The organism is Myxococcus stipitatus DSM 14675, from assembly GCF_000331735.1.
GTDB classification, from domain to species: domain Bacteria; phylum Myxococcota; class Myxococcia; order Myxococcales; family Myxococcaceae; genus Myxococcus; species Myxococcus stipitatus.
The window spans coordinates 25,478-43,796 of record NC_020126.1 but is presented as its reverse complement, the minus strand read 5'-3'; the positions used below and the strand labels follow the sequence as shown (position 1 = coordinate 43,796).

General features: G+C 70.8%; 12 protein-coding genes. 7 read left to right on the top strand and 5 right to left on the bottom strand.

Annotated elements, in window-relative coordinates:
• Positions 1-7 precede the first annotated feature (7 nt).
• Both MYSTI_RS00165 and MYSTI_RS00160 read right to left on the bottom strand, forming a co-directional pair.
• Positions 8-2,050: a hypothetical protein gene (locus MYSTI_RS00165; protein ID WP_015345655.1), complete on the bottom strand. Its 2,043-nt coding sequence runs from the start codon at positions 2,048-2,050 to the stop codon at positions 8-10.
• Positions 2,051-2,233: 183 nt separating this feature from the next.
• Positions 2,234-3,802, bottom strand: a complete 1,569-nt coding sequence (locus MYSTI_RS00160) for a Kelch repeat-containing protein (RefSeq protein ID WP_015345654.1) — start codon at positions 3,800-3,802, stop codon at positions 2,234-2,236.
• 196 nt (positions 3,803-3,998) lie between these two features.
• On the opposite strand from MYSTI_RS00160, the gene MYSTI_RS00155 reads away from it, so the two are divergent.
• Both MYSTI_RS00155 and MYSTI_RS00150 read left to right on the top strand, forming a co-directional pair.
• Complete coding sequence (locus MYSTI_RS00155) at positions 3,999-4,505, top strand: YkgJ family cysteine cluster protein (RefSeq protein WP_015345653.1); 507 nt, start codon at positions 3,999-4,001, stop codon at positions 4,503-4,505.
• Positions 4,506-4,640: 135 nt separating this feature from the next.
• Positions 4,641-5,378 carry a hypothetical protein gene (locus MYSTI_RS00150; RefSeq protein ID WP_015345652.1) on the top strand — a complete coding sequence of 246 codons (738 nt, stop codon included), beginning with the start codon at positions 4,641-4,643 and terminating at the stop codon, positions 5,376-5,378.
• 73 nt (positions 5,379-5,451) lie between these two features.
• Here the strand turns inward: MYSTI_RS00150 and MYSTI_RS00145 are convergent, their stop codons facing one another.
• Together MYSTI_RS00145 and MYSTI_RS00140 are read right to left on the bottom strand one after the other, a co-directional pair.
• On the bottom strand, positions 5,452-6,603 hold the full coding sequence (locus MYSTI_RS00145; RefSeq protein WP_015345651.1) for a zinc metalloprotease: 1,152 nt from the start codon (positions 6,601-6,603) through the stop codon (positions 5,452-5,454).
• Between the two features lie 291 nt (positions 6,604-6,894).
• On the bottom strand, positions 6,895-8,790 hold the full coding sequence (locus tag MYSTI_RS00140) for a ribonuclease R family protein (RefSeq protein WP_015345650.1): 1,896 nt from the start codon (positions 8,788-8,790) through the stop codon (positions 6,895-6,897).
• A gap of 328 nt (positions 8,791-9,118) precedes the next feature.
• Here MYSTI_RS00140 and MYSTI_RS00135 point away from each other — a divergent pair, with 328 nt between their 5' ends.
• The 5 genes from MYSTI_RS00135 to MYSTI_RS43575 all read left to right on the top strand — a co-directional run bounded on the left by MYSTI_RS00135 (position 9,119) and on the right by MYSTI_RS43575 (position 16,109).
• Entirely contained in the window at positions 9,119-9,535 is a 417-nt protein-coding gene (locus MYSTI_RS00135) for a helix-turn-helix transcriptional regulator (protein ID WP_084668284.1), read from the top strand.
• 81 nt (positions 9,536-9,616) lie between these two features.
• Positions 9,617-12,154 (top strand): serine/threonine-protein kinase, encoded by a 2,538-nt coding sequence (locus MYSTI_RS00130; protein WP_015345648.1) that lies wholly within the window; start codon positions 9,617-9,619, stop codon positions 12,152-12,154.
• A 95-nt stretch (positions 12,155-12,249) separates the two neighbouring features.
• Positions 12,250-12,960: a head GIN domain-containing protein gene (locus MYSTI_RS00125; RefSeq protein ID WP_015345647.1), complete on the top strand. Its 711-nt coding sequence runs from the start codon at positions 12,250-12,252 to the stop codon at positions 12,958-12,960.
• Between the two features lie 672 nt (positions 12,961-13,632).
• A complete protein-coding gene (locus tag MYSTI_RS43580; protein WP_015345646.1) occupies positions 13,633-14,808 on the top strand; it encodes a hypothetical protein in 1,176 nt (391 codons plus the stop codon).
• A complete protein-coding gene (locus MYSTI_RS43575; protein ID WP_015345645.1) occupies positions 14,805-16,109 on the top strand; it encodes a DUF4166 domain-containing protein in 1,305 nt (434 codons plus the stop codon). Before MYSTI_RS43580 ends, MYSTI_RS43575 begins: the two co-directional genes overlap by 4 nt.
• A gap of 6 nt (positions 16,110-16,115) precedes the next feature.
• On the opposite strand, the gene MYSTI_RS00110 is transcribed toward MYSTI_RS43575, so the two are convergent.
• Positions 16,116-18,308 carry a hypothetical protein gene (locus MYSTI_RS00110; RefSeq protein WP_015345644.1) on the bottom strand — a complete coding sequence of 731 codons (2,193 nt, stop codon included), beginning with the start codon at positions 18,306-18,308 and terminating at the stop codon, positions 16,116-16,118.
• Between the last annotated feature and the right edge of the window lie 11 nt (positions 18,309-18,319).

The following is an 18,319-nucleotide window of genomic DNA, read 5'->3' as shown; positions in this document are numbered from 1 at the left end:
GCCCGGCTCAAGCGGCCGGGCGCGGCGTGGTGGCCTCGCAGAGGTGCTCGAGGAACTCCGGCAGGAGCGCGGAGGAGATGACCCAGAGCTTGCCTTCGCCCAGGTCCGCCAGGGCGGCGCGCTCCACGTACTCCACGCACTCGCCTTCCACGTAGTGGACGAACACGCGGCGGCCTCGGGCCCGGTACCACTCCGCCGCGTGGCCCAGCAGCGCCAGCAAGGCCCGCTGCGTCTCCGGCTGGGAGTCGTCGCCCAGCGACACCATCCGCACGCCGTCGAGCACGTTGAAGAGGTTGACGCCCGGCTGCGCGGACTCCAGCACCGCCATCGCCACCGCGCGGCCCTGCACCCGCGCCACGCGCAGCTCGCGCTCGCGGCCCAGGCCCGCCTCGCCCCACTTCATCCTCGCGCGGGACAGGTCGAAGCGCTCGGGCACCAGGTCCAAGGCCTCGCGGTAGGCCACCGGACGCGTGCGCTCGATCTCCTGGAAGAAGCGCTCGCGCTCCGCGTCGGTGGGCGGCCCCACCTCCACGTCCTCCGGCACGTCCCACTCGCGGTCCACCTCCGCCTCCATCAGGCGGAAGGGCGCCAGGCACGCCTGGCCCGTGTGCTCGTACCAGCTCGCGAAGTCGAACTTGGTGAAGCGCACCCAGCGCACGTTCGCCTCGCAGAAGGCGATGAACCACTTCACGTCCGGGTCCACCTGCGTGGGCTCGTAGCCGCGCAGGTAGATGTCGCGCAGCGCCTCTCGCGCGGAGGAGCGCTGGCCGGGCACGTGCTGACGCGCCAGTTGGTGCGCCATCCACGTCCCTTCGTAGGGCTTCACCACCGACAGCGTGGCCTCCAGCGACTCACCCGCGGGGCGCACCACCCGGTAGCCCAGGCGCGTGCGGCCCTCCAGGCGCTCCTGCGTGGCGTCGAACCAGGGGCGTTCCTCCACGAAGTCCTCGGCGGACTTGCCGGGCAGGCCGAAGTAGCCGGAGCCCTGGAAGAGCTTCCACGTCGCATCGCCCCAGTCGCCTTCCACGCGGGTGGACGGATGCATCTGTGCCTCCACCAGCGCGCGCCAGGCCCGGGCACCCTCCGCGTCCAGCGGACGCACGGACATGCCGCACCGACGTCCCGCCGCGGTGCTGGAGATGTTGCGCACCTCCGCGCGCAGCCGCACCGGCGCCATGCCCTCCATGGCCACCTCGAGCACCGGCTGACGCAGGCCCGGGTACAGCAGGTCCTCGCCCGGCTCCGTCATGAAGGCCACGCCCTCATAGGACAAATCCAGCACGGGCCGCCGCACGTGGACCTGCGGCCACATGGGGTGGTTGAAGGACAGCGTGCACGGACTGCTGGGCGGCGCGCGGCGCAGCCAGCGGTGGCGGTAGCGCACCACCTCCGTGGGCAGGGAGACCATCACCCGGCCGCCCTCCTCGTGCGCGTCGCGCGCCTCCAGGTGCACCACGCTGCTGTAGCCGAAGGCCTCCACCACGAACGGCTCCGACGGCACCGGCCCGTCGAAGCGCCAGCCCATGCGCGAGCCCATCGCGTCGAAGTAGACGGCCGTCACGTTGACCTTCACGCCTTGCGCCGTGCGCGCCACGCCGCGCGCCTGACGGCCCACCAGCGCCTCGCAGATGCGAGCGACGCGGTCCTTGCGGTCGATGCGCTCCTTCCACACCGGCCGCGTCTCCGGCGGCAGCAGCAGGCCGTTGTCGCGCAGCGCCTCCAGCACGGTGACGATGCGGCGGCCCGCGTCCAGCGGGGGCGAGACGAAGCGCAGGCTGACCTCGGGTCGCCCACCTCGCACCTCCATCACCTCCGCGTCCAGGGACGTGGCCCAGCGCTCACCTTGTCCCAGCACCACGGACGCAGCCTGTCCTGGACGCGGCATCGCGTCCGAGTCCAGGTGGAGCGTCAGGTGCTCCAACGAGAGTTGCACCAGACGTCCTGGTGTATCGCTGTTGCCGAACGAAGCCACCGCGGTCAGCTCCGTCCCCACCCGGTAGCCCAGCACCGATTCCCGGCCGCGCGTCCCGTCCCGTGTGTCCGCCTGCATGCCAGCTCCGTTGTCTGATGGGAGACGATTGTACGTCTTCGCGCGAAAGGAAGCAGTCCCCCGGTACGGATACCACCTGGGTGAACCGCGGTTCATATAGCCTGACCATTCATCAGGGCCGGGAAACTTGTTCCCCAGTACAAGCGCTGCGTAACCACATTCCGCGCGGTGCGCCCCTGGGATTCAAGGGCAACGCGGTTCGATGGACCACGACAGACCATCTGGACCAGCGTCGGGTCGACTTCCACCCACGAAATGGACACTTCCACCGGGGCCGCCCACGAGGGCATGTCCCTGTCGGGGTGTCGACAGTGACACTGCGGGGGTGAAGCGCTCGGAGGCCGGGTCGAACCAGGCGGCGGGGCCTCCGTGGGTGTCTTCGACGTAAACCCAGCCATTTCCCGCGAGCGAGGCGCGAGGCGCGGCACGAGGCGCATCCATGGGCGTCAGCTCTCGCATGCGCACTCTTCCCGTATTCCTTTCCAATAAGAATGCGCGCGCCGACGGGATGACTCCGACTTCACGGCCACCGAGGATGAGGGCTCGGCCCGACTTCAGCTCCACCACCGCGGGGGCGGACAAGGGAATGGGCAGCAGCGGCCCCGCGCCCAGCACGCCGGACGGCTCCACCACGTCCATCCGAGGAGAGCTCGCGTTGGGGGTGCACCCGCCCGCGAGCACGAAGGCGCCCCCCATGCTCGCGCTCCCAGAGGGGCATTCCAGGGAGAGCTTCCCCAAGAGGGACCAGGTCCCGGCGTCGTCACCGCGAAGTGACACACGCAGGGCCGTGTCCGAGACGGCCCCGGCATCCGGCGCCAGGCTGAGCTGCCCTCCCGCCACGACGACGTCCGAGCCGAGCGGGCCGGCCAAGGCCCCGTGGATTCCTAATGGCGGCGTGAAGGAGACGCGGGTGGTGCCCCCATCGGGGTTCAGCCACTCCGCGCTGGGCTCGGGCTGGCCGTCGGCGCGGAGGCCGCCCAGCACCACCACCTGTCCCTCCTCCAGCACCAGCGCGGAGGACTCCGCGCGAGCCGCCTCGAGCCGCGCTTGCAGCACCTGGCCCGACGCGGGGAAGAAGACCTCCACGGTGGAGACGGGGCGGCCCGTGCCGTCGCGCCCTCCGAGCAGCACCAGCCCTCCGGCGTAGGGGCCCGTCGGGGCGAACACGGCCGCGGGGTTCAGGCGCGGCGCGAAGCCAGAGCGCTCGGTGAGGACCCCCGTGACGCCGCCGGGACACGCGCACACGCTGTTCGCGCAGACCAGTCCTCCAGGCTGACAGCTCGCGCCGGCACACTCCGGGTCGGCGCAGTCGCCCAGCCCGTCGCCGTCATCATCCACGCCGTTGTCACACACCTCCTGGGGAAGCCCCGCGTCGGGCGACTCCGCCACGGGAGGCAGTGAGAGTGACAGCCGGGAGCCCGTGCCCGGCGTGAGCGTGGTCTCTCCCCAGGCCGTGGATTGGAGGGTGCCCGCGAGCTCCGCGGTGGCGCGCACGGAGACGCGGGTGCCCTCCGGGGTGGCGGGGCCGGACTCGAAGTTGAAGGTGGCGGGGAGACGCAGCGCCTCTCCCTCCAGCGTGGCCACGGCCAGGGGTGCGCCGTCCGGGAGCGAGGCCACCACCGAGAGCCGGTCGAAGTGAACCCCCGGCGTCAGCGGCCCGTCCACCGTGACGTGAACTCCGCCTGGGGACTTCTCACAGGCCAGCAGCGTCGACACCACGGCGAACAGGAGGACCCGGAGCCCGAAGCGCATGGGCCCACTGTAGTGCAGCCCGGCGCACGAGCGCTGAGCCCGTGGAGCAGTCTGTCCATTCCACGCCCTGGGCCCACCGCGTGAATGCTTCGCGGACGTGGGAGCGGGGCCTGCCTCCTCGCCTCGCCGAGATGGAACACCGTCTCGCGGCGGGTTAGGGGTGGGAGTCCGCTTCGTCCTTCGCCCGAGAGCCGCCATGCCCCTGTCCACCCTCTGCTTGCGCTGCGGCATGTGCTGCGACGGGACACTCTTCACGCATGTGTCGCTCCAACCGGAAGAGGCCTCGGCGCTGCGTCGGCGCGGGGTGCCGCTGCTCCAGCGGGAGGAGGGCCCTCCGGTCCTGGCCCAGCACTGCTCCGCGCTGGACGGGCGCACGTGCACCGTCTACGCGGACCGTCCCGCGAGCTGCCGCCGCTATCACTGCCAGCTCTTCTCCGCGCTCTCGGAGAAGGAGGTCTCCCTCGACGAAGCGCTGGGCCTGGTCGATGAAGCCCACGCGCGCATCGCCGCCGTCGAGCGTGCGCTTCCTCCCGCGACCGCGACGACGGAGGATGCACCTCGCTCCGTGATGCAGCGGGCCCGTCAGGCGGCGGCGAAGGCCACGCCCGACCAGCCGCTCTCGCCACAGGTCCAGGAGGCCCAGGCGCGGGCCGAGAGCTTCCTCGACAAGCACTTCCGAGGACGCTTCGGTCAGCGCGGCTGACGCGGCCGTGAAACCCATGCGCCCGGGTGGCGCATCGTGGCTACGATGGCGCGCGCGCCGCGTCCGCGTTCATCGTCGCCCGAGCCCCCTCCCCGCGGCTTGCTCCAGGGTTCGGGCCCTCATGAGGTCTGCTTCATGACGTCACACCGCTCCGTCCTCGCCGTGATGGCCTTCACGTTGCTCACCTCCCCGAGCGTCCACGCGGAGGAGCCGCAGGCCCTGGTGCAGTCCACCACCGCCGACCTGAACGGCGATGGGAAGCCCGAGGCCATCTCCGTGAAGGGGTATGAGAACAACGGCGACTTCGACTTCGTCCTCACGGTGGGCGTCTCCGTCCACCGCATGAAGGTGGGCTCCGAGGTCCTGGGCCTGTCCCTCCTCGACCTGGACTCCAGCGACAAGTTCAAGGAGGTCGCCGTCCACTCGGGCATGACGGACACGGACAACATCGCCATCGTCTTTCGCTACGACGACAGGAACCTCAAGCCCCTGGGCACCGTGCCCGCGCTCACCGAGGTGAAGGGCAACGGCATCATCCTCTCCGACTCGTGGCGCGGCTTCTGGAATGGCCGGGACAAGTACGTGGTGGACCCGAAGACGCAGAAGCTCACCCTCGTCCCCCAGGAGTTCTATTACGTGGGACAGGAGGCCACCGTGCGCGAGTCCTTCCCCATCACCCAGACGCGCTCGGACAAGAAGCCCGTGGCGCAGCTCGCGGTGGGCTCGAGAATCCAGGTGGTCGCCGCCGCCCGCGTGCCCGGAAGCCCTCACACCGCCTTCGCCTACCTGGTGAAGTCCTCCACCGGGTTGATGGGCTGGACGACGCCGGAGGTCCTCTCGGCGAAGACCGACGGCCTGCCCTGGGCCGGGTAGTCCTCTTCATGCACCGGGCTCCACGACTCGGAGCCCGGTGGCGAGACGTCATCCCTGGAGGGATGGACGGGGACTACGGCGTACGGGGCTCATCCACGGTGAGGCAGGGCTCCATCGTCTCGGGCGCGACGAGGAAGCGCTCCGAGCGCTGGAGGGCCTCCGCCCCGGGGCCGCCAATCTGGCCGCCGCCGTCATAGAGCAACGCCAGCCAGTCGTTCTGCGACGCGGGGAAGATGTCCGCCACGCCGTTGCGGTTGAAGTCGCGGCCGTAGTTGGCGGCGTCGATGCCACCGTTGTTGTTGAGGTCGAGGTTGGCGCTCGCGTTGCCGATGACCAGCGCGTTGTTGAAGCGCAGCCCACCCACCCGAGCGAGGTCCGCTTCGGTGGTGGGCGCCACCGGCGAGAAGGCGGCGGTCTCGTTCACGGCCAGTTCGTTGAAGCTCGCCGTCTGCACGCGCGAGTAGTCCAGCACGTTGGCCAGGCCGCCGATGCTGAAGCCGTAGAACTGGTACTCGTAGTTCATGATGCTCAGGTAGTTGGGCTTGTAGTTGGCGTTGTCATTGCCACCGTGCCGCAGGCCGATGTTGTGCCCCAACTCGTGCATGATGGTTCCCGCCAACTGCAGCTCCGTGATGGACCCCGCCGCGAAGCCCAGGCTCACCACGAAGTCGTGGGCCGGAATGCCTCGCGAGATGCCGCTGGAGTTGCCGCCGTCGTACCGGTTCGCCATCACCAGGTAGTGGAAGTACGGCCCGCGGTTCGCCGTGAAATACTTGGTCTTGATGACGTCGAAGTCCGTCCAGACCGGGTTCAAGTCCATGTCCGCGTCCGCCGCGGCAATCTGCTGGTCCACGACGAGGTGCAGGTTGATGCCCGTCGACCCATCCGGGTTGCTGACGGGCGCGTTGGCGAACGCCGTGATGACGCGGTTCAGCGTGCCCTGCGTCGGACGGAGGTTGGGGTAGTAGTCCACCTCCACGAAGATGTCCTTCTTGCGCGCGTTCGCCCCCAGGGCGGACAAGTCCAAGCCCCCGAAGCCGAACGACTCCACGTAGTCGCTGAGCCTGTCTCCATCCGTGTCCGCGCTCGTCGTGCTGGTGCCGAGGAGGACCTCCACGACGTCACAGACTCCATCCTGGTCCGTGTCGAGCGCGCCAATCAGACATCCCGGAGGAAGCGGCAGGGGCACCCCCACGTTCGCCACCGCCTGGGGCGTCGTGGCCATTCCTATCTCGGGTTCAGGAGACGCGACGTCGCCACAGCCGCCCAATGCAAGAGACACCAAAGAAGCAGACAGCAACTTCATTCGAAGCTGGCCCATACAACTCCTTTGAATTGCAATCAATCACAGCCAACGGCGAATGAATGTCTATCTCATTCCCGGGGCGGACCGAGGCGGGAGCCCTCTCATCGTCGGGAACCCGACACCCCTTGGGGCACGGGCTCCGGCCTGGAGAGTCTTTACGGGCAGCGGCGGCGGCGCCCGAGTCATGACAGGGATTGAATCCCTTTCCTGCTACGACACCAGTGCCAATTCCACGCGGCCCAGGGACTCGTCGGTGGACGCCACCTTCACATTCACGGGCATGCCCACCGTGAAGGTCCGCTCCTTGCCCACGAGCGACAGCTCTCGCGCATCCGGACGGAAGGGGCCTCCTGGCAGTCCTTCCGCGGGCAGCACGCCTTCCACCAGCATGCCGTCGATTTGCGCGATGAGGCCGAAGGGACGCACGCGCACCACCCGCGCGGGGAACTCCCGGCCCACGTGGCCCGCCAGCCACCGCGCCTCCAGCACGTGGTGCCGGTCCGACTCCGCGCGATTCGCCGCGCGCGCCCGCCCGTTGATGTGCACCGCGAGCGACTCCACCTTCGGGTCCTCGTCCAGGTAGTCGCGGCGGCCGTTCAGGTAGCCCTTCAGCGTGCGGTGCACCGCCAGGTCCGCGTACCGGCGGATGGGCGACGTGAAGTGCAGGTACAGCGGCGCCGCCAGTCCGAAGTGCGGCCCCGGCTTCACCGTGTAGCGCGACGGCCCCAGGGAGCGCCGCAGCACCGAGCGCAGCGCCGGCTCCGCCGCCGCGCCCACGATTTGCCGGTCGAACGACGCCAGCGCCAACGGAGTCAACTCCCGGCCGAAGCCCGCGGCGAACCCGGAGTGCTCGGCGAAGGCATTCAAGTCCGCCACCCGCTGGGGGTCCGGCTGCTCGTGCACGCGGAACACGCCCGGCAGGCCGCGCGCCAGCATCCATGTGGCGATGGCCTCGTTCGCCGCCACCATGAAGCGCTCAATCATCCCGTGCGCGGACGTGGGCTGCTCGCTCACGAGGCCGGAGACCTCGCCCGTCGCCTCGTTGAAGGTGAACCGCGCCTCATCTCGCGCGAACTCCATGCCGCCTCGCGCGCCCCGCGCCACCGCGAGCCGCGCCGCCGCCAGTCGGAACCACGGCATGACGTCCCGCACCGGGGCCATGGCCTCGGACACCTCGCCTCGGTCGAGGAAGGCGGCGACTTCGTCGTAGTTCAGCCGCGCCCAGGAGCGGATGACGCTCTCGTACACGTCCGCCGCCGTCACCCGTCCCTGCGGGTCGATGCGCAACTCCACCGTGAGGCAGCGCCGCTCCGCGCCCGGCACCAGGCTCAGCCAGTCCGCGGACAGCGACTCCGGCAGCATCGGCAGGACGCGGCCCGCCATGTACACGCTGGTGGCCCGCTCGCGCGCCTCCACATCCAGCGCCGTGCCCTCCTTCACCGCCTCGCCCACGTCCGCGATGGACACCAAGAGGCGCAGCGCCCCGTCCGGCCCCGCGGGCAGCACGGAAATCGCGTCGTCGATGTCTCGCGTGGACGGCGCATCCACCGTCACCGTGGGCACGTCGCGCAGGTCACGCCGGGAGCCCACCTCGTGCGGCACCTGGCGAGCGCGGCGCGCGTCCTCCAGCGCCTCCGGGGAGAAGTCCTTGTGCAGCCCGTGCCGCGCGATGATGCGCTCCAGCGAGCGGTCCGCCCCGGGCTCCAGCTTGTAGAGCAGGACGACCTTGCCGTCCGCGATGCTCGCCACCACCGCGTCGCCGTGCTGCACGCGCGTGGTGCCCGCATCCAACACCCAGTCCGCGTTGCCCACCTCGCGGTCGATGCGCAGGAACAGCGCGCCCTTGCGAGAGACCACCTCGCCGTAGACCCGCGTGCGGGGCCGCTCCACCAGCGACAGGCCGCTCGCGCTCCAGCGGCCATCCGCGCCCGCCGTCACCGTGCCGGTGACGATGTCCCCCGCGAACAACGGATTGAGGTCCGGCGGAGGGATGAAGGCGGACAGCACCTCCTGGGCACCGGGCGCCTGCACGGTGAGGAAGCCGAAGCCTCGGGGGTGGACATCGATGCGGCCGGTGACGGTGCGGGGAGAAACAGAAGTATCCATGGAACCTTGGTGCGCGTCTTAGCCCAGGTCCCAGAGGGGACGGGCGGGAGGGACGCGCGGAATGTGAAGGGAGGGGAGAGATGCGTGCCCCGGGCCAACGCCACGGAAGGTGGCCGGTCCAGTCAGGGTGCGCGTGACATCGAAAACCGTCGATTGGACGAAGCAGCCCCCTCGTCCTGACGCAGCCGCCCATGGGTACCCCTGGCGCGCACTTCACGGCACATCCCGGCGTCTTCACGCACGGTGCGTCACTTCCATGGCGCGGAGTAGGGTGCCGCCGGGCATGGAGGCGCGAAAGACTCGTGGCCTCGCGACGGACGAGACACATGTGAAGACCGAGCTTGGAATCCACCTGGGCATGTCCGCGCGGACGGCCCGTCGGAGCCTGGGGATGACCCAGGCCGCCGTGGCGGAGCGGCTGGGCGTGGCCCGAGAGGTGTACGCACGCCTGGAGCGCGGCCACATGCTCCCGAGCATCCACACCCTGCGGGGGCTGTGCACCGTCCTGCGCGTGCCCCCTCACCTGTTGCTGGCCCTGGACGCGAGCATCGAGACACCCCCGGGTCGCAAGCGTCCACCCCTGGCCTCCCGCGCCGAGCCCCCCGCCCTGGGCGACCTCCGCAAGAACCTGCGCGGCCTCTCCCGCTCGGACTTGCGCCTGCTCAACGCACTGGCCGTCACCCTCCCCGCCTCTCAACGCGACGAGACTTCGCGGGGCCGACGTCAAGGATTCACAGAAAAGTAAGCGATATAGATATTCGTGGACTTTTCTTTGAGCGCGTCTTTCGCGTCCGTCGGGGTGCCGGTGTAGATTCACTGTCTTCCGATGAGTGGGACGACGCTGCCGCTCGCGACCGATGGCTCCAAGAGCCGGTCGCTGGGCAAGTATGAGGTGCTCAGCCGCCTGTCCACGGGCGGGATGGCGGAGATCTTCCTCGCGTCCCAGCGAGGGCTCGCGGGCTTCCGCAAGCTCGTGGTCCTCAAGCAGATTCTGCCGGACATCCGAGGCGAGGAAGAGTTCATCCGGATGTTCCTGGACGAGGCCAAGGTCACGGCCGCGTTCAACCACCCGCACATCGCCCAGGTGTTCGACCTGGACATCGCGGAGGGGGAGCTGTTCCTGGCCATGGAGTTCGTGCCGGGGGCGACGCTGGTGGAGGTGGCGAAGGCGTGCCGCCAGGCCAACCACCCCATCCCCATGGGCTTCAGCCTGATGTCGGTGCGGGACACGGCCGTCGCGCTGCACTACGCGCACACCTTCACGGACCCGCTGGGCCGCCCCTCGCCCGTCATCCACCGGGACGTGGCGGAGAAGAACATCATGGTGACGTACGAGGGCGTCACCAAGCTGCTCGACTTCGGCATCGCCAAGAACCTGGCGCGCGCCAGCCGCACCGCGGTGGGCATGGTGAAGGGCACCAGCGGCTACATGTCGCCCGAGCAGATCATGGGCGAGCCGCTGGACGCGCGCAGTGACTTGTTCAGCCTGGGCGTGGTGCTGCACGAGCTGCTCACCGGCATGCGGTTGTTCTACGCGAAGCAGGCCGAGGCGATGATGAACGCGGTGCTGCGGTGCGAGGTCACGCCGCCCTCGCGCACCAACAAGCAGATACCGCCGGAGCTGGACGCCATCGTCCTGCGCGCGCTGTCGAAGCGCCGCGAGGACCGGTACTCCTCCACGCTGGAGTTCGCCCGCGCCCTGGAGCGCGCGGTGGGCCCGCTCATCTGGCACCCCGAGCAGAGCAGCGAGGTGATGAGCCGCCTCTTCGCCGACCGGCGTGAGCAGACGCGCCAGCTCCTCATGGCGGGCCCCGCCAACGGCGACGCCACCAGCGAGACGAGCGTGGCGGCGATGCTGGCCAACGGCGGCCTGCCCGCGCCCACTCCCCCCGAGGCGCCCGAGCCTCCCACCGTCAACACCAACACCGGCCCACCGGAGACGCGCCGTCCCTCCATGACGGCGGTGCCCACGGTGAAGCAGTCGGGCACGACTCCGCCGGCCACGCCTCCGCCGCCTCCGCGTCGGGCCACCACCACCGCGCAGCCGGCGACGACCCCGCCGCCTCCTCCGCCGCCCGACCCGGAGCCCCGCAAGCCCGTGCTGCGTGAGCCGCCCCAGAAGCGGCTCGCGTCCCGAGGCCCGTCGGAGCCCCTGCGTCTTCCGCCGGCGAAGGAGACGCCGCCCCTCTCGCCGGATGCGGCCGCCATGGCCCGCACCCAGCCCGGGCGGCCCGCGCTCTCCTCCCCGTCGGCGCCCACGCGCACGCCGCCCCCGCCTCCGTCGGCCCAGGTCTCCAGGACCTCGGACGCGGAGGAGGCCGCGGGCCGGTCCCGCTCCGGACGCTCGGGAGACGCGCTGCGCGCCGTGCCTCCCTCACCGCCTCCGCCCGAGCGCAAGCCGGAGGTCTCCGTGGCCCGCGCGCCCGCGCTCTCCGCGGAGCCCGGCGGACATGCGGGAGTGCCCGCGCGGCGCAGCAACGCTTCCCCTCCAGCGCGCCGCCGTCCCCAGGCGCAGCTCGCCGCGTCGTTCCCCCCGCAGGCCGAAGCGGAGATGGGTGTCACCACCCGGCCCGCCCGCGCCTTCCAGGACGCCCGCCGCGCTTCCTCCGAGGAGGAGGAGCACGAGGACGAGGACTCCCACGTCCACACCCAGCGCGGTGTGCCCGCGGTGGGCGCGTCCCGGGGCTGGCTCAAGCTCGTCGCCGTCGTGCTCGTCCTCGTCGTCGTGGGCGCGGCGGTGGTGGGACTGGGACTCGACGGGGGCAAGGTGTCCTCCTGGCTCTCGCCCTCGGCGGAGCCCGTGGGCGAGCCTTCCAAGGTGAGGCCCCTCCCGACTCCACAGCCCATCCCACCCAAGGCCGACGCACGGACTTCACCGCCCACCCAGCCCCAGGCCGAGGTGGCCCAGGGTGTGGAAGTCCAGAAGGAGCCCCCCGCTGACGAGCCCGCTCCGGAGAACAAGGCCGCGGAGGACTCGAAGTCGCTCGCGGCGGATGAGCCCGAGGACAAGAAGCGCGCTCCGCCTCGACGGCCTCAGACAGGCCGGTCGCGCACCAAGGAGGCGACGGCTCGGACGCCGCGGTCTCCTCCTCCCAAGACGGACTCCGCGGACGAGCCGCAGGAATCCGCCCCCACGGGCGGCGCACCAGGCTTCCTCAGCCTGTCCACGGACCCCTACGCCCGGGTCTTCCTGGGAGGACAGTTGTTGGGCGTGACGCCGCTCTTCAAGGTGAGCGTGCCATCCGGCAAGCAGGTGCTGAAAATCGTGGGCGAGGACGGCAAGGCGCTCAAGCTGCCCGTGGACATCAAGCCCGGGGAGACCCGCGCGGTGAATGTCCCCCTGGAGCTGCTCTCGCAGCAGTAGTTCCCGGTCCCGTGGCAATCGTTCCAGCGGCCCATCCGTAAGCCCGGCATGTTGTCGGAGCCCATGCCGGGCTCCACTGCCTGACGGAGTCCGCCATGAAGACCGCCCGCATGACCCTGCTCGTCCCCATGCTCATGTTCGCGAGTGCGTCGTTCGCGGATGACTCGCGCGGCTCCGAGACGCGCGAGGTCTCCGACTTCCACTCCGTCGCGGTGGGCCACGGCATCAAGGCCCAGGTGAAGGTCGGCCCCAAGTCGGTCCGCCTGGAAGGGCCCGCGGACAAGCTCTCCCGGCTGAGGCTCGTCGTGAAGGACGGGCAGCTCACCACGGAGATGGACCGGGGGAATTTCTTCAAGGGCACGCAGACCGGCCGCATCACCCTCTACGTCTCCAGCCCCCGCGTGGAGGGCGTGAGCGCCAGCGGCGGCAGCCACGTGGAAGCGGAAGCCTCCGCCTCCGAGGACTTCTCCGCCGAGGCCAGCGGCGGCGCCGCCCTCACCATCCGCGACATCAACGCGGACAAGCTGGACGTGGAGGCCAGCGGCGGCTCCGTCCTCAACCTGTCCGGTCGCGCCCGGGACATGGACGTGGAGGCCAGCGGCGGCACCATCATCAAGGCCATGGACATCAAGGGCCTGCGGCGGCTGGAGGTGGAGGCCAGCGGCGGCTCGCAGCTGGAGGCGGACCCGTCCGAGAAGCTCTCCGTCGAGGCCAGCGGCGGCTCCACCATCCAGTGCTCCACCCGTCCTCCGCGCACCGAGGTGAAGGCGAACGGCGGCAGCCGCGTCGTCTACACGAAGGACTGAACACCAGGCAGGCGGGCCTCACCTTCGGGTGGGGCCGGAAGCAGACGAGGTGACTCGGGCCCCAGGGAAGCTCTTCCCCCCGGGGCCCGAGCAGGCCCCCCACGCTGCAACGGAGCCGCCGCACGCCGGACCTCCAAGGTCATCCGGGCAACCGCACTCCTTCCACACAAGCGCCGGGACCAAGGGGGTGCATCCCGGGCGGGCCTCGCATGGGCAACGTGGAACACGTCCACGTCTTTCAACGTCAACGATGACCGAAGAATATCGGGTACGCGTTGCATGTCCACCCGCAGGGTCGGTGGCGCGGCAGGTGCCGTGTCAGGCCGGGTTCCAGAGCGGCTGAGGGCGGGTCGTATTCACCACCCGTCCGGAAAATACTTCGTGGATTCCCGGCACGAGCAATTGACAGCGCACCACCACTCCCGCTACCCGCGCGCGAGCCGCACGCGACAGTTGATGCGCGATTCATGACGCACCCAGGCTGCCGGCCACACCCATCCGGTGAACCCGCCCCGGACGCCGCGCCCTGTGGAGAAGTTGGGGATGACCTCGACGTTGTCGGTCCTGTCCACGGCGTTGACGCTCGCTGAGCCGTGCCCGCTCGCAGCCCTGTCGGATTGAAGGTTTGCGTCGCTCCGGAGGGATGGCCGCGCCGTTGCAATCCGGCGGGGCATGAGCGTCGCCTTCCATCTGCTGCTCGTGATTGGCCTGCTGGGCGCCTTCGACGTCGTCTACTTCCACCTCTGGCGCGGCCGGCTCCAGGAGCGTGCCGAGTGTCAGCGCGAGGTGCTCTGGCACACGGCGCGGCACCTCCTCTACGCGCTCCAGTTCCTCTGGGTGCCGCACGTGCGCTTCCAGGGATGGGCGCTGGGGTTGCTCGGGCTCCTCTACGCCGCGGACGTGGGGGTGGCCCTCGCGGATGTCTGGGAGGAGCGCGACAGCCGGGCCTCGCAGGGCGGGGTGCCTCGGGGCGAGTACTTCATGCACGTGGTGCTCAGCGTGCTGGTGGGGCTCTACCTCATGGCCACGTTCCAGGCCGTGTGGATGGACCGGCTGCTGCCCACGGGCGTGCGCCTGGAGCCCCCCGACGTTCCCGGCGCCCTGCGCGCGGTGATGACCGTCATGGGGGTGACGGCGCTCCTCACCTTCGCGCACGACCTGGCGCGGTGGCGGGCCTTCCGGCGGGCCCCTCGGCCGACTCCAAAGCGGCAACAGCGACTCCAACGGATTGTCGTGGAGGTGCTCCTCCCCGCGCCGGTGGAGACGGTCTGGGAGCGCACCCAGGACCCGGAGCTGCACACGGCCTGGGACATCCGCTTCACGTCCATCCGCGCGCTGCCGGAGCAGGACGCACGAGGCTTCCACCTGATGGACTACCGGACACACCTGGGCTTCGGGCTCGAGGTCGTCGGGTGGGGCCGCTACCTGGCCAGCAGCCTCCACCAGCGCTCCATCTTCGAGTTCGGCGCCGACGACTGGCGCAGCCTCATCCTGCGAGGCCGCGGCCTGTGGCTCTACGAGCGCCGGCCCGAGGGCACGTTCTTCAAGACGGTCTTCGACTACGAGACGCGCCACGGGGTGCTGGGGGAGGTGCTCGACGCGGCGCTGTTCCGCCCCCTCATGCGCCTGGGCACCGAGTGGGGCTTCGAGACACTGCGGCGGTGGTGCGCGGGGGACCTGCTCGCGACGAGGCAGCGGCGCTCGCGGTGGAGTTTCGGCGCGTTCCTCGTGGCCAGGTGTCTGGGCAGGCCGCCCGCTCCAGGCGCGGCGCGAAGCTGGCTGGGACGCGGAGACGCCGCCGAGGGACAGCCACGCCCCTGTGGAGAACTTGTGGAGGTCGCGCCATGAGCTTCGAGCCGCGTCACCGCGCCTGCCGTCGAGCCTTGGCGTTGCTCGCGGACTTCTACCGCGCGAATCCATGCCGCATGGCCCGGGTGCACCTGCTGGCCGCGAGCGCCGTCACGCTGGGCCGTTTCTGGGGAGTGTCGGAGCCCTTCGCCCGCTTGGGCGCCGCCGTCATGCCCGTGGATGAGCGGGGCCAGCCTCGCACGCGGGAGTGGGCGTCCTATGCGAGGGCCTGCGAGGAGCACCTCCCCTGGGAGGTCCGGGACGAGCGCTGGATCGAGGCCCACATCCAGGACGTCGCCAGGGCTCGCGAGGAGGGCCATGAGGCCGCGTTCCTCGAGGAGGCCCAGGCCCATGCGCACGAGCCCTTGTGGCGCTTGCTGGTGCAGCACGTGGAGATGACGCTGGGCGCGCGCTTGTTCGACCAGCCCGCCCTCGCGGGGGCTGTCCCGGGTGAGACCGCCATGGCCCACGGCCTGGCGCTGTCCTTGTCTCGCATGCTGAGCGCGTGCTGGAGCCTGCTGCGTCACTATGCGTTCGCCACCGTGCGTGCGCTGTGCATGCCGCGAGAGCGCGACGACGCGGGCCTGGTGGGGGAGCGGCGCGCGGCGTGGCTGCTGCTGGGGAGCTTCTTCACCGCGTGGACCGCGGCCAGCGTCTATCGCCGAGGCGTGAAGGCCGTGCATCGAGGACAGCGCGCCCTGCCTTCGGACGTGTGGCCCTTGCTCGCGTCCGCGCTGGGTCCGGAGGTGGCGCGTGTGGACCCTCGCGTCCGCCGCTTCTACGCCAACCCGGGGGCCTGGAGCACGCGGGCCTCGGTGGCGTTCTCGTCGCTGCCGGCGCGGATGATGGCCTGGGTGGCCACGCGGCTGTTCGGTCAGGGCCTCTTCGAGCAAGGCCCCTGTACCTTCCCGGGGCGCTTCCGCACCTTCCGCCGCGCGGATGGCTCCATGCACTTCGTCCGGGAGCTGTACTGCGACGGCGTGCTGCGCCGGTTCGACTCGGACTTCATCGTGCGCGGGGGCCGGCTGCACGAGGTGTTCGTCGAGCAGGGGTTGGACCTGGAGTTGGACGTGCGGGTGCTCGAGGACGGCGGCATCCGCTTGCGAGGCGGGACGCTGCGCTGGCACGGACTGCGGCTGCCTCCCTTCGGGCGCGGCGTGGAGTTCCGCATCCACCCCGCCTCGGACGACTCCGAGCGCGTGGACATCATCGGCACCTTGGGCGGTGGCTCCGTCCCCGAGACGGCGCTGGGCCGCATCCACTACGAGGCCTGGCTCCCGTCCGAGGCGGGCGTCGGGTGAGGCGCGTCAGCGGTCCGCGCCCTCGTGGTGGTCATGCCCCGGGCCCCCGAAGGTCCCCGGCCAGGGCTCCTGCGCGGGGAGCAGGCCCGGCATGGGGAAGCGGTGGAAGCGCGCCTGCGTGCTGTAGGCGAAGGGCGGGTCGCATTCTCCGCACGTCTCCGCGCCGTCCATCAGCAGCAGCGCTCCGGGTGCCAGCTCCAGCAGCTGCGGAACCGAGTGCGCCCCGTAGTCGAGCCGGCACTGGAAGGCCTCGCGGCCGCTCGTCGCGTGGATGCCCACCAGCAGCGCCTGCTCATCGCGGGTGTCCTTCGCCGTCGCGAGCACCACGGTCCGGGGTGGGAGCCCCGGTGCCTCCGGCCAGGTGGCCAGGCGCAGCTCCTTCGAGGTGAAGGTCTGATGGGCGCGCAGGTGGTACGTCCATGCCGGCTGAAGCCCTGGCAGCGTGAAGCCCTGGAGCTCCGCGATGGTGGGGAGCAGGGGCCCGCCGGCGTTCACCGTGGTGCCCGACGCGCTGGGCACCACCCGCTCTCGCGTGGCGACGACGCGGCCAAAGGGCTTCTCCAGCACCGCCTTCACCGAGCCATCCCGCGTGCTCAGGGCCTGCGTCCCCCGCTCGGGGAAGAGCAGCCCGTTCGCCACCGCGAGCTCCCCTGACTCCATGGCCTGCGTCGTGCGCCAGCGAGGCACTCCGTCCGAGGAGAACGCCATGAACAGCGACGGCGCACCGGGACGGAGCGGCGCCTCCAGGTTCAGCGTCGGAGCGAAGGAGACATACAGGTCCCCCGCCGCGTCGGAGACGACGCCGAAGGGGTGCGGGTGGTCGCACTCGGACAGCAGCGGGTCGGAGAGCTCCTGCGCGGACACGAGCTGCCCGTGGGCATCCAGCACCACCAGGAAGTACAGGCGACAGCGCGTGTCTCGGCCCTGCTCCACGGGGTACGCCTCGAAGAGCGCGGCCAGCCGGTCCGGCGCCATCACCGCGAGGCGCGCCAGGAAGAGGCTGGAGGTGCGCTGTCCGATGTCGGGCCGCGCCGCCGCCAGGGTGAAGGTCCACCGAGGCACGCCCGTGTAGCGCTCCACCAGCGACACCTTGCCGTCGTCCGGCAGGTCCATGCACAGCAGCCGGTCGTTCCACAGCATGCAGCGCCGGGCGGCCTCGCTGCTGAGCAGCGGCGAAGGCGCCGACGCATCGAGCAGCGCGGACTCGTAGAAGCCCGACAGCGTCACGTCACCCTCGGGCCCCACCAGCAGGTCATGCAGGTTCCGGTGCATCGCGTGGGCGTCCAGGCTCCAGTTCGTCGACAGCGCCACGGCCGGGGGGCGCACACACACGGAGCCTTTGCAGCGTCCCTCCGCCTGACAGGGGCTGGCCGCCTCACACAGGAAGCCGTCCGGCAGGTCTCGCCGCGCGCACGTGCCCTCCACGCAGACGTCAGCGGCGTCACAGCCGTGCTCCGTCCCGCAGAAGGTCCCATCCGGTGCATCGGCCAGGGCACATCCGAGCTTCGGGTCACACGTGCCCACCTGACACACTCCCGCCCCGGGACACGGCGGCGCGGGCACCGCGGCGCAACCATCCAGCACGTGGCACACGTCCGTGGTGCAGGCGTTGCCATCGTCACAGGGACGCTCCAGCCCCTTGCACCGCCCCTGCTGACAGGTGGCCGTGGTGAGGCACGCATTGCCTGGATCACACCCGGTGCCGTCCGGGAGCAGCGTCTCCACGCAGCGCTCGGTGACGGGGTCGAACGCCGCGGTGGCGCATGTCGAGGCCACGCAGTCCGGCACCGGACGTGCCTCGCCCCACAGCACCAGCTCCACGCGTCCCCCATCGGATGCGGTGCCGGAGAGCCGCGTCTGGAAGGTGCCCGTGGCGCGGGGACTGAAGCGCAGCCGCACGGTGACTTCATCCGACGCCACGTGCACGGGGGGCACGTCCACCAGCGAGAAGGGCTCGTCCACCTGCGTCCAGGTGACCTCCAGCGGAGCGCGGCCCGCGTTCATCACCCGGACCTCGGCCTCGCGGACTCCGCCGGGGTAGGCGGCGGGGAAGTCGAGCCGCTCGTGAGACAACCGCAGCCGGCCCTGTGCCCCCGTCAGGCCACCTTCCTCGCGACAGGCCGTGACGCCGGTGCCCGACATCGCCGCCAGCAGGAGGAGCACCCACCCCGTCCCGACCGCTCTCGTCGCGCGCGCCATGGGTCCTCCCC